Source organism: Enterococcus sp. E4-223, from assembly GCF_035727065.1.
GTDB lineage: Bacteria > Bacillota > Bacilli > Lactobacillales > Enterococcaceae > Enterococcus_B > Enterococcus_B faecium.
The window spans coordinates 158,930-170,840 of the sequence record NZ_JAPMLH010000001.1 but is presented as its reverse complement, the minus strand read 5'-3'; the positions used below and the strand labels follow the sequence as shown (position 1 = coordinate 170,840).

Sequence of the window (11,911 nt, the reverse complement as noted above, 5' to 3'; positions counted from 1 at the left end):
AGATGCCGAAACGTACAGATATCAAGAAAATTATGGTGATTGGATCTGGTCCGATCATCATTGGTCAAGCCGCAGAATTTGACTACGCAGGAACACAAGCCTGCCTTGCCTTAAAAGAAGAAGGATATGAAGTGGTTTTAGTAAATTCTAATCCTGCGACGATCATGACGGATAAAGAAGTGGCAGATCAAGTATATATCGAACCGATCACACTTGAATTTGTATCAAGGATTCTTCGAAAAGAGCGTCCAGATGCTCTCCTTCCAACTTTAGGCGGACAGACAGGCCTCAATATGGCAATGGAGCTGGCAGCATCAGGTATTTTAGAAGAATTGAACATAGAACTTCTAGGAACAAAGCTTTCTGCGATCGATCAAGCAGAAGATCGTGATCTATTCAAACAGTTGATGAAAGAATTGAATCAGCCAATCCCCGAGTCTGAAATCGTCAATACAGTAGAAGAAGCTGTAGATTTTGCAAATAAAATCGGCTATCCTGTCATCGTTCGTCCAGCCTTTACTTTAGGCGGAACTGGTGGAGGTATGTGTGAAAATGAAGAAGAATTACGTATCGTATCAGAAAATGGATTAAGTCTTTCCCCCGCTACCCAATGTTTGATTGAACGAAGTATTGCAGGTTTTAAAGAAATTGAATATGAAGTGATGAGAGATTCGGCTGATAATGCAATCGTTGTCTGCAATATGGAAAATTTTGACCCAGTGGGTATCCATACAGGTGATTCTATCGTATTTGCCCCTAGTCAAACATTGTCTGACCATGAATATCAAATGCTTCGTGATGCTTCTCTTTCGATTATTCGAGCACTTAAGATCGAGGGAGGCTGTAACGTCCAACTCGCTCTTGATCCACATAGTTTTAATTATTATGTGATTGAAGTCAATCCGCGTGTTTCTCGTTCATCTGCGTTAGCAAGTAAGGCGACTGGCTATCCGATCGCTAAGCTAGCTGCTAAAATAGCACTTGGATTAACATTAGACGAAATGAAAAATCCTGTTACAGGAACGACTTTTGCAGAATTTGAACCTGCATTAGATTATGTTGTAGCTAAAATTCCTCGCTGGCCGTTTGATAAGTTCGAAAACGGAGAACGGCTTTTAGGCACGCAGATGAAAGCAACTGGTGAAGTGATGGCTATCGGTCGGAATATCGAAGAGTCTTTATTGAAAGCTGTGCGTTCTTTAGAAATCGGTACACACCATATCGAACTTCCTGAGTTGGCAGACATCACGGACGATGACCTAATCCAAAAAGTGGTTCGAGCACAAGATGATCGCCTGTTTTATGTAGCTGAAGCTATTAGAAGAGGGTACACCATAGAAGAATTAGCGGATTTGACAAAAATCGATTTATTCTTTTTAGATAAACTGTTGCATATCGTAGAAATCGAACAGCAGTTGAAACAGCAGCCGTTGGATGACAAGATATTGAAAACAGCGAAACAAAACGGTTTTACAGACAAAAAAGTGGCGGAGCTGTGGGAAATAAACGAAGAAGCCGTTCGCCAGATGAGAAAAGAAAATGATTTGATTCCTGTATATAAGATGGTTGACACTTGTGCAGCGGAATTCGAATCAAAAACACCTTATTTTTATAGTTCCTATGAATATGAAAATGAAAGTTCACGATCAGAAAAGCACTCAGTTCTAGTACTGGGATCTGGTCCTATCCGTATCGGACAAGGGGTTGAATTTGACTATGCGACTGTGCATTCTGTCAGGGCAATCCAGCAGGCAGGATACGAAGCAATCATCATGAACAGCAATCCTGAAACAGTTTCGACTGACTTTTCTATTTCGGATAAATTATATTTTGAGCCATTGACCTTCGAAGATGTGATGAATGTGATCGAGCTAGAACAGCCGATAGGAGTAATCGTTCAATTTGGTGGTCAGACAGCAATCAACTTAGCCGAACCTTTGACTGCTGCTGGTGTAAAAATCTTAGGGACAACGATCGAAGACTTGGATCGTGCGGAAAATCGTGATTTATTCGAGCAAGCGCTGAAAGAGTTGGATATTCCTCAACCTTTAGGGGATACTGCTACAAGTAAAGAAGAAGCCGTGGTTATCGCTTCGAGAATTGGTTATCCAGTTCTTGTTCGTCCAAGCTATGTATTAGGCGGACGTGCGATGGAAATCGTTGAAAACCAGCGAGATTTAGAAGATTACATGGAACATGCCGTGAAAGCATCTCCAGAACATCCAGTACTAGTGGACCGTTACTTGCTTGGCGGTGAATGCGAAGTGGATGCGATTTGTGACGGTGAAACAGTACTCATCCCAGGGATCATGGAGCATATTGAGCGTGCTGGTGTCCATTCAGGGGATTCAATGGCTGTGTATCCACCTCAAACATTATCTGAATCGATCAAGAAAACGATCGAAGATTACACGATCCGCTTAGCATTAGGTTTGAATTGTGTCGGGATGATGAATATCCAGTTTGTCATCCATGAAAATGAGGTTTATGTGATCGAAGTCAATCCTCGAGCAAGTCGGACTGTTCCATTCTTAAGTAAGGTGACAGGAATTCCAATGGCACAAATTGCGACGAAAGCTATTTTGGGAGAGAAACTAAAGACACTTGGTTATGAAAACGGACTTTATCCAGAAACAAAAGAAGTTCATGTTAAAGCACCTGTCTTTTCTTTTACGAAATTGCAGAAAGTTGATACTTACTTAGGGCCTGAAATGAAATCGACTGGAGAAGTAATGGGATCTGACAGACAATTAGACAAAGCTTTGTACAAGGCATTCGAAGCTTCTGGATTACACTTGCCTGAATATGGAGCCGTATTATTTACGATTGCGGACGAAACAAAAGAAGAAGCACTAGAATTAGCTAAACGTTTTACAGAAATTGGCTATAGTCTGATAGGAACGAAACATACAGCTGCTTATTTCGAAAAAAATGGTCTGGTCGTTGAAACAGTAGCGAAAATTTCTGAGGAAGCAGCAGAAAAAAATGTAGTCGACTTAATAAGAGATGGTAAAACACAAGTGGTTGTCAATACGATTGATAAAGATCGGGGAAATGCTTCTAAAGACGGTTTCATCATCCGAAGAGAAGCAGTTGAACATGGTATTCCATTGTTTACTTCTTTAGACACAGCAGATGCGATCGTTCGAGTGATGGAATCCCGTGCTTTTTCAACTAACCCTATTTAACGGCGAGCACATGTTAAGACAAAAAGACGAAAAACCGTTGCAGGAGGGGACAGATGAAACAAGAAATGATGGAAATCGTTCAGCAAAAACAGCTGGCACCAAAGATTTTTGAAATGACATTGAAAGGTGATCTAGTAAAAGAAATGCAGCAACCAGGACAGTTCTTGCATATTCTCGTGCCGCGTGCAGACTTGCTATTACGCCGACCGATTAGCTTGAATCATATCGACCACGAAACAAATACTTGCCGTATCATTTATCGGGTGGAAGGTGAGGGGACTAGAGTCTTCTCTACTCTTTCTGCCGGAGACCATTTAGATGTCATGGGTCCTTTAGGCAATGGTTTTGATTTGTCCAATCTTCATACAGGAGACGAAGTATTTATAATCGGTGGAGGAATCGGTGTCCCTCCTCTATATGAGTTATCAAAACAGTTAGTCGAAAAAGGAATTAAGCCAACGCATTTTTTAGGTTTTGCCACACATGAAGTCGTTTATTATGAAAAAGAATTTAATCGTCTAGGAGAAACAAGAATCGCTACTGACGATGGAACATACGGTATGCACGGAAATGTCGGTAATTTATTGTTAGGAACGAAGACGGAACCTACAGCTGTTTTTGCATGTGGTTCAAACGGGTTATTGAAGACAGTGGAACAGCTGTTTTCTTCGCATCAAAATGTCCAGTTATCATTAGAATCCCGCATGGCATGTGGGATAGGGGCTTGCTATGCTTGCGTTTGTCATACGCCGGAAGATGAAACAGGAACAAAAAGTGTGAAAGTTTGTGACGAAGGACCGATTTTTAAAATAGGAGAGGTAATTATATGAATGAGAATCCTTTAGCAGTCAAGCTCCCCGGTCTAGAATTAAAAAATCCTATCATGCCGGCAAGCGGCTGTTTCGGTTTTGGCAAAGAATACGGAAAATACTATGATTTGAATCAGCTTGGATCGATCATGGTCAAGGCAACGACTCCAAATGCCCGCTTTGGCAATCCCACACCAAGAGTGGCGGAAACACCATCTGGCATGTTGAATGCAATTGGTTTGCAAAATCCTGGTCTAGACGTTGTTATGCATAAACTTCTTCCAGAATTAGAGGAGTACAATGAGTTACCCATCATCGCAAATGTTGCTGGTGCTTGTGAAGAAGACTATGTAGAAGTTTGTAGCAAAATTAGCGAAGCGCCAAATGTGAAAGCAATCGAGCTGAATATTTCTTGCCCAAATGTCAAACATGGCGGAATTGCTTTTGGAACAGATCCTGAAGTTGCTTTTCAATTAACACAAGCAGTAAAGAAAGTTTCTTCTGTTCCTGTCTATGTCAAATTGTCCCCAAATGTAACAGACATCGTTCCAATCGCTCAGGCAATCGAAGCTGGAGGGGCAGATGGGTTTACGATGATCAATACTCTTCTTGGTATGCGGATTGACCTTAAGACAAGAAAACCGATTTTAGCCAATCAAACAGGTGGACTCTCCGGACCAGCAATCAAGCCTGTCGCTATTCGTTTGATTCACCAAGTAGCAAGTATATCCAGCCTTCCAATCATTGGGATGGGCGGCGTGCAGACAGTGGATGATGTTCTTGAGATGTTTATGGCTGGAGCAAGTGCTGTAGCTATAGGGACCGCGAATTTCACCGATCCGTATATCTGTCCTAAACTAATTAAAGAGCTCCCTGTGCGAATGAGCGAACTAGGCATCGAATCGCTGGAAAGATTAATCAAAGAAGTGAGAGAGGAACGTGAACGATGAATCAACTAGACCAACGACCAATTATTGCATTAGATTTTTCAACTAGGCAAGAGGTAGAAGACTTTCTTCGATTTTTCCCGAAAGAAGAAAAATTGTTTGTGAAAATCGGAATGGAATTGTTCTACCAAGAAGGACCTGAAATCGTACGTTATCTAAAAGAGGCTGGTCATAATGTATTTTTAGATCTGAAACTTCACGATATTCCGAATACGGTCGAAAAAGCAATGCGGGGATTGGCAAAGCTTGGTGTTGATCTCACCTGTGTTCATGCCGCTGGCGGTATTCGTATGATGGAGGCGGCAATGCGAGGATTAGAAGAGGGGACTCCAGAAGGTGGAAAACGTCCGCTACTTCTAGCTATCACTCAGCTTACTTCTACAAGTGAAGAAGAAATGCATGCCGATCAACTAATCGAAGTTTCTTTAGAAAAAAGTGTGATCCATTATGCTAGCTGTGCCAAAAAAGCAGGATTAGATGGTGTGGTTTCTTCTGCTTGGGAAGTAGAAGCGATCAAAGAAATGGCAGGAGACGAATTTGTTTGCTTAACTCCGGGTATAAGACCAGAAGGAACAGTCGCAGGAGATCAGACAAGAGTAGTCACACCTTCTCAGGCAAAAGAGATCGGCTCAACTTTTATCGTTATAGGTCGACCAATCACTCAGTCAACTAATCCTTATAAAGCATATCAAACGATTCAAACAGAATGGAGCTAACCTAAAATGAATGTTGAACAAAGTATCGCAAAAGACTTATTAGAAATTGAAGCAGTATTTTTAAATCCAAGTAATCCTTTTACATGGGCAAGTGGAATCAAAAGCCCAATTTACTGTGATAACCGAATCACAATGAGCTATCCAAAAGTCCGAAAAGAGATCGCAAAAGGATTAGCAAGCAAAATCAAAGAAGCTTACCCTGAAGTACAAGTGATTGCTGGAACTGCAACAGCAGGAATCCCTCATGCCGCATGGGTAGCGGAAATACTGGATTTGCCAATGGTCTATATTCGAAGTAAGGCGAAAGATCATGGGAAAGGTAACCAAATCGAAGGACGTATATTTGAAGGTCAGAAGATGGTTGTGATCGAGGATTTGATTTCTACAGGCGGAAGTGTCTTGGAAGCAGCTGAAGCAGCAAAAAGAGAAGGTGCGGATATCCTTGGTGTTGCGGCTATCTTTACGTATGAGTTGCCAAAAGGAAAAGCAAATTTCGAAAAAGCCGAAATCCCTCTTATGACGTTGACCAATTATTCTGTATTGATTGAAGCAGCTTTAGAAGATCGTTATATCGATGAGCAAGAATTAACTCTGCTAAAAGAATGGAAAAAAGATCCTGAAAATTGGCAGATTTAAGCGCGCTTGATGAAGATAGAGAAATCCGATTTGTGTCTCCAGAATCATCAATTGGAATAGCAAAAATCCAAAAACTGATTGCGAGAAGCATCTTTTCATCAGGTATGAAAAGAAACTTCTATCGTGATCAGTTTTTGATTTTTTTAAAATTCATTTTTCTAAGACTGGTTAGCAGAAAGAAGAGAATAATCTCTTCTCTTTTTTCTATTATATATAGATTTTCTCTATTTTTTGGTAAGGGAGCTGTTTCAAAAATGGTAAAGAGCGGAAATGTTGCGAATATCAGTTATTTAATGATATGATATTCGGAAAAAGAAATCTCAAAGGGAGGTAACTTTTATGGGATTGAATGAATTTATTTTAGGATTGAACAATTTAGAGACGATCACAAGGGCACCTGGATTTTTTAAATATACAGAGCATACAGTTGCAGCACATTCGTATCGTGTAGCATCTATTGCGCAAGTTCTAGGAGACATTGAAGAAGCGAATGGACAACCGATCGATTGGAAACTGCTCTATGAAAAATCATTGAATCATGACTACACAGAGCGTTTTATTGGTGATATCAAAACGCCGGTGAAATACGCAAGCAAAGAGTTAAGAGGGATGCTGCAAACAGTTGAAGAAAAGATGACGGACGAATTCATCAACCAAGAGATTCCAGCTGAGTTCCAAGAAGTTTATCGCCGTCGGTTGTTCGAAGGAAAAGATGAAACCGTAGAAGGAGAACTATTAGCCATTTCAGATAAGGTTGACCTTCTTTATGAATCTTTTGATGAAATCATCAAAAATAACCCGGAAAAAGTTTATAAGGAGATGTTCATTGAGGCAGTGACTACGATTAAAAGCTTTGAACATCGGCCTTCTGTTCAATATTTCTTTAAAGAGATATTTCCGGAACTATTGAACCAGGAATTTTATGGAAAAGAGGCGTTTTTAGAAACCGTCTCAACGATTGTAAAGAAAGAAGAAAAATAAAAATGATATGAGATGCAGGGGGAAGTATAGTTGAAAAAGAATATGGATGTCGAATGGGGCTATTCTGGAGACAAAGGTCCGGAAAATTGGGCGAGTTTATGTGATTGGTTTGCGAGAGGTGCGGAATTTCCATTGCAGTCGCCTATTCATTTGACCAAGGGGGAAGAAACCAAAATAGAAGGAGACACGCTTTCCTTTCATTATCAAAAGCAACGGTTTACTGACAAGGAATTCAAAAACACGATTCATTTAGTACCTTTTGACCAACTCAGTTATGTAGAGTTCAAGAAAGAACGCTATTATTTGACAGATATTCATTTCCACTTACCTTCTGAACATATCATCAACGGAAAACAGGAAGATATTGAATTTCATTTTGTTCATATGAACAGCAAAAAAGAGAATCTAGTCGTGGGTGTCATGTACCAGCTAATGGAACAGGAAGGTTGGATGTATAATCAAGAAAATGGGGAAAGTTGGAACTTAGAAAAACATGAGCATTGGGTAAATCCGGATGTGTTCTTTCCGGAGCAAAAAAGCCATTTCCATTATATTGGCTCATTGACAACTCCGCCTACCAGCGGGCCAATCCAATGGTTTGTAATGGATCATGTAGGAAAACTGAACCAAGAGTTTCTTCTCCCCTTCGATGGTCAGTATGCTCGACCGAACAACCGACCAATCCAGCCCTTGAATGGAAGAGAAATTTATTATTTCGAGGAGTTTGAGCAATGAATATTCAGCAGATGAAATACGTGGTCGCTGTAGCAAACAATGGTAGTTTCAGAGAAGCGGCAAAGAAAATGTTTGTCTCCCAGCCAAGTCTTTCAGCTGGTATCAAAGAATTAGAAACCGAGTTAGGGATCACGCTGTTTACTCGAACGAATCGAGGGGCATATTTAACAGAAGAAGGGCAAGACTTCTTAAATCGTGCCGAGAAAATATTGGTCCAGCTTGATACATTAGAAACTCACTATCTAACGAGTGAAAAGAGAGACAATTTTTCGATTGCTGCCCAGCATTATGATTTCTTAGGTCCTTTGACCGCACAGCTACTCGAGGAATTTAAAGACGAGATCAAACAATTCCGGATCATGGAGACGACAACAGCGAGAGTGATCGAAGAAGTCAAAGAGCAGCACAGTGAGATCGGCATTATTTATATGAATGAGCATAATCAAGCTGGTATCAGAAGATATTTACAACAAGGAGAACTAAGTGGCCGCAGCATTGGAAAATTCAAAACGCATATTTTTTTAAGGCAAGGACATCCATTAGCTGAACACGCAGAGATCACCAAAGAAGAATTGTTATCTTATCCTCAAGTTCGTTTTACACAGGATGGAAATAATTTCCCGTATTTTTATGAAGACCTTATCGAGATCCCTGATCAAGAAACAGTGATTTATACGAGTGATCGAGGTACTTTGATGAATATCGTTCTTGAAACTGATGCTTACGCTTCAGGATCTGGTATTGTGATTGGAGGGATTCGCGAGCATTTGCGGTTAATCCCTTTGGCAGAAGGCGAACTAAATGAATTTTATATCATTTATTCGGCGAAACGTCCGCTCAGTGAAATCGCTCAAAGATTTATCAAAGAGCTTACTCGGTTACTGGACCAGCAGAGCTAAGAAAAGCAGATGAGAACGCTGTTTGTTGAACACCGTTAATCAAAAAAGAGGGGTTGTGACAGAATTTTGTCACAACTCCTCTTTTTGTAGCAAACAATTTATAACTAATTGCTGTTGTGGGGAAGTACGCAAATATGATTCTAGAAACACTCATTGATTATCGGTTTTGTTTCATAGCTGTAATTTTTTCTTCTTCTGGTGTCACGATAATCGTCTTTTGGTTTTCATAAATAACATAACCAGGCTTGGCGCCATTTGGTTTTCGGATATGCTTTACCTGTACAAGATCAACCGGCACTTGGGCAGAATATCGGTATTTTGAAAAATAGGCAGCTAACTCGGCAGCTTCTGTAATTGTTTCATCTGAAGGTTTGTCACTTTTAATGATGACGTGCGAACCGGGTATATTTTTTGCATGAAGCCAATAATCGGTTTTTTTAGCTGTCTTCATTGTCAGCTGGTCATTTTGAAGATTGTTTTTACCAACAAGAATGAGCGTTCCATCAGAAGAAAAGTATTGATCAGGCTGAGATGGTTTCTTACGTTTTTGTTTTTTTAAGTTCTTCTTTTTCAGGTATCCTTCTGAAGTCAATTCTTCTTTGATTGCTTCGATATCCATTGGACCGGAAATTTCAAGTTGAGATAAGACAGATTCAAGATATTGGATTTCATCTTTGGCTTCTTGGATTTGTTCGCCAATCAGCTTAACAGCGTTCTTCAGCTTTTGGTAACGATGGAAATATTTCTGTGCATTTTGATTTGGTGTCAATGCCGGATCTAGTGCTATTTTGATTGGCCGATCTTCTTCATAATAATTAGGTAAAACAACTTCTTTTGCGCCGCGTGGTACTTGTGTCAGAAAAGTAGTAAGTAGTTCGCCATCTCTACGGTAATTCTCAGCGTTTTCGGATTCTTTGAGTGTTTGTTCACGTTTTTTCAATTTATTTTTATTTCGTTTTAGTTCATTTTCGATTTTTCGAATCAGTTCTCCGCCTTGTTGTTTTGCCCGATCTTTCTCTGCTTTTTCGTGATAATAGCTATCTAATAATTGACTGAGTGTTGGATAAGCTGTTACAGCAGATGCCTGTTCGGACAATACCTGATAAGCAATCGGTGTGAAAAAATCTTTATTTTCCGTTTCGTAAAAAGTAGGAATAGGCTGATGGCTGATGGCTGAGAAAAATTCGTCCCATACAACCATCTTTTCATTAGGACGTTCCAGTAATCTTTTGGTCAGCTCTTGAGCGGTATCGAAACCGATTCCCTGAAACTGACGTTGGATTGCTTTTGGCTCTAGTTCAGTTTGGGAAAGCCGCTGAAAGATTTTTTCTTTCTCGGAGCTAAATGGGTTCAAGACCTCTTGTTTTGGCGGAGCAACATATTCTACACCAGGAAGCAAAGAACGATAAGTGTTTTGAGAGCTTCCAATGTGTTTGATCGCATCCAGTATTTTTCCAGTTTCTCGATTAACTAAGACGATCGTACTATGACGTCCCATTAATTCAGCGATCAATATGATATTTTGTAGATCACCCAACTCGTTTCGTTTAGCAAAGTGGAAATGGATCACTCGATCATTTTCGATTTGTTCGATGTCTTCTAAAATAGCGCCATCCAAATATTTTCGAAGCATCATCACGAAGTTAGGCGGATTATCAGGATTCTGATAATCGATTTGGGTAATCTGTACACGAGCATAACTTGGGTGCGCAGATAATAATAATCGATGGTTTTTGCCGCGTGAACGAATCACCAGCACGATTTCATTTTCATAAGGCTGATGGATTTTCGAGATCCGGCCAGATAGTAACGTTTCACGCAATTCGTTGACCATCGCGTGGGTAAATACACCATCAAAGGACATGGTTCATTCCTCATTTCTTTTCATAAGTATATTCATTATAACGAAAAAAAGAAGAAAAACCAATTTGGCCGAATAGTAAAGCAAAAGTCTAGAAAAATCTTGGACTAATTACATAAAAAAAGTGTTTCTATCGTTGAAATCCAAATTTTTAGGTATAATAAAAAATAGGAGAAAAAGTAGAAAAGAAGGTGTTTGTTATTTGGAAAGTAGTTAAATCGAGAGTACAAGAAATGAATGAACATTTCTCAGTGTCATTCGCAGAAAATCCAAGTAAGTATTTTCGACGTCTTGTTTTTCTGCTCATCTTATCATTGCTGTTAACAGTTGCAATGTTTTTATTGCCGGAAAAAATCCGAGAAGAGCAAGTAAATAGTCTCGTTTATTCGTCCATACCAACCAGCAAATTGAAACCTTTTGATTACAGCAAAGCTGATCAGAAAATCAGACAAAGCCGGGCGATATCGGTGATGTTCAGCAAACCGAACGGGAAAACCTATCAGGACATGCTTGATGTTTTTAATGATCCTGAGCTTATGGAAGAATTGAATCGACCGATCTTTTATTATCCGATCGTTTATGATGTACATGAACTGGAACAAAAATATAACATACGAACGGATGAAGTGACATTTATTTTCTTTGATGGAGGAAAAGAAGCAAATCGGATAACTGCGGGTAAGGGAGGAATAACTGATTTTGATAAGGAGTTGATCCCTGAACTGAATCGACTTCCGTTAGCCAATATCAAACAATTAGAAGAAGAATTGGATAGAACGGGAGTAACTTCCCAAAATTCCGAGATTGCTAATTGAGACATTGGCGCGATGAAAAGGTGGGTCTATATAGCGCTATTTTTAATTATCAGAACAAGTGATGTTTGATCTTCAAAATAACAAATAAAAAATTAAAAAATATAGTTGACGAAATTAAAAAATTCGATTAGACTTAAATCAATTCTTAAGGAAAGGGTGACCCGTAATGAACTTATCAAAACGTATTTCAGCAGAAAACAAAAAAAATTGGCGCAGCTGGCGTAGATAAGTTGTATTAATGGTGAGACTTTCCCATAGATACAACTTTTTAGAGTGCATTTCTAAAGCTTGTATCTATGCTAGACATGAACATTGACTGCCGCA

At 39.6% G+C, this 11,911-nt stretch carries 11 protein-coding genes; 10 read left to right on the top strand and 1 reads right to left on the bottom strand.

Annotated features, from left to right (window positions below; all coding sequences use genetic code 11):
* Positions 1 to 2: 2 nt before the first annotated feature.
* From carB to OS139_RS00840, 9 genes are read left to right on the top strand one after another with little or no spacing between them, the layout of a single operon-like run.
* On the top strand, positions 3 to 3,188 hold the full coding sequence (gene carB, locus OS139_RS00880) for a carbamoyl-phosphate synthase large subunit (RefSeq protein WP_002331785.1): 3,186 nt from the start codon (positions 3 to 5) through the stop codon (positions 3,186 to 3,188).
* Between the two features lie 53 nt (positions 3,189 to 3,241).
* The gene (locus tag OS139_RS00875; protein ID WP_002288879.1) at positions 3,242 to 4,018 is read left to right on the top strand and encodes a dihydroorotate dehydrogenase electron transfer subunit; all 777 of its coding nucleotides are present in this window, start codon (positions 3,242 to 3,244) and stop codon (positions 4,016 to 4,018) included.
* Positions 4,015 to 4,947, top strand: a complete 933-nt coding sequence (locus OS139_RS00870) for a dihydroorotate dehydrogenase (protein WP_002306755.1) — start codon at positions 4,015 to 4,017, stop codon at positions 4,945 to 4,947. The genes OS139_RS00875 and OS139_RS00870 overlap by 4 nt, the downstream gene beginning before the upstream one ends.
* Positions 4,944 to 5,660 (top strand): orotidine-5'-phosphate decarboxylase, encoded by a 717-nt coding sequence (pyrF, locus tag OS139_RS00865; RefSeq protein ID WP_002299720.1) that lies wholly within the window; start codon positions 4,944 to 4,946, stop codon positions 5,658 to 5,660. Before OS139_RS00870 ends, pyrF begins: the two co-directional genes overlap by 4 nt.
* 6 nt (positions 5,661 to 5,666) lie before the next feature.
* Positions 5,667 to 6,296: an orotate phosphoribosyltransferase gene (pyrE, locus tag OS139_RS00860; protein WP_002288884.1), complete on the top strand. Its 630-nt coding sequence runs from the start codon at positions 5,667 to 5,669 to the stop codon at positions 6,294 to 6,296.
* Complete coding sequence (locus OS139_RS00855) at positions 6,284 to 6,598, top strand: hypothetical protein (RefSeq protein WP_002288892.1); 315 nt, start codon at positions 6,284 to 6,286, stop codon at positions 6,596 to 6,598. Before pyrE ends, OS139_RS00855 begins: the two co-directional genes overlap by 13 nt.
* A gap of 37 nt (positions 6,599 to 6,635) precedes the next feature.
* Positions 6,636 to 7,277: a YfbR-like 5'-deoxynucleotidase gene (locus OS139_RS00850; RefSeq protein ID WP_002288886.1), complete on the top strand. Its 642-nt coding sequence runs from the start codon at positions 6,636 to 6,638 to the stop codon at positions 7,275 to 7,277.
* A 42-nt stretch (positions 7,278 to 7,319) separates the two neighbouring features.
* Complete coding sequence (locus OS139_RS00845) at positions 7,320 to 8,012, top strand: carbonic anhydrase family protein (protein WP_016627963.1); 693 nt, start codon at positions 7,320 to 7,322, stop codon at positions 8,010 to 8,012.
* Positions 8,009 to 8,911 (top strand): LysR family transcriptional regulator, encoded by a 903-nt coding sequence (locus OS139_RS00840; protein ID WP_002288888.1) that lies wholly within the window; start codon positions 8,009 to 8,011, stop codon positions 8,909 to 8,911. Before OS139_RS00845 ends, OS139_RS00840 begins: the two co-directional genes overlap by 4 nt.
* 157 nt (positions 8,912 to 9,068) lie before the next feature.
* Here the strand turns inward: OS139_RS00840 and efbA are convergent, their stop codons facing one another.
* Entirely contained in the window at positions 9,069 to 10,775 is a 1,707-nt protein-coding gene (efbA, locus tag OS139_RS00835; protein WP_002331784.1) for a fibronectin-binding protein EfbA, read from the bottom strand.
* 188 nt (positions 10,776 to 10,963) lie between these two features.
* On the opposite strand from efbA, the gene OS139_RS00830 reads away from it, so the two are divergent.
* Positions 10,964 to 11,587, top strand: a complete 624-nt coding sequence (locus OS139_RS00830) for a hypothetical protein (protein WP_002331783.1) — start codon at positions 10,964 to 10,966, stop codon at positions 11,585 to 11,587.
* Positions 11,588 to 11,911: the final 324 nt, after the last annotated feature.

Bases quoted from the DNA above. Each gene is read 5' to 3' on its own strand.
- carB (WP_002331785.1), top strand. From the start codon at position 3: ATGCCGAAACGTACAGATATCAAGAAAATTATGGTGATTGGATCTGGT.
- OS139_RS00850 (WP_002288886.1), top strand. From the start codon at position 6,636: ATGGGATTGAATGAATTTATTTTAGGATTGAACAATTTAGAGACGATC.
- pyrE (WP_002288884.1), top strand. From the start codon at position 5,667: ATGAATGTTGAACAAAGTATCGCAAAAGACTTATTAGAAATTGAAGCA.
- OS139_RS00845 (WP_016627963.1), top strand. From the start codon at position 7,320: ATGGATGTCGAATGGGGCTATTCTGGAGACAAAGGTCCGGAAAATTGG.
- OS139_RS00840 (WP_002288888.1), top strand. From the start codon at position 8,009: ATGAATATTCAGCAGATGAAATACGTGGTCGCTGTAGCAAACAATGGT.
- efbA (WP_002331784.1), bottom strand. From the start codon at position 10,775: ATGTCCTTTGATGGTGTATTTACCCACGCGATGGTCAACGAATTGCGT.
- pyrF (WP_002299720.1), top strand. From the start codon at position 4,944: ATGAATCAACTAGACCAACGACCAATTATTGCATTAGATTTTTCAACT.
- OS139_RS00875 (WP_002288879.1), top strand. From the start codon at position 3,242: ATGAAACAAGAAATGATGGAAATCGTTCAGCAAAAACAGCTGGCACCA.
- OS139_RS00870 (WP_002306755.1), top strand. From the start codon at position 4,015: ATGAATGAGAATCCTTTAGCAGTCAAGCTCCCCGGTCTAGAATTAAAA.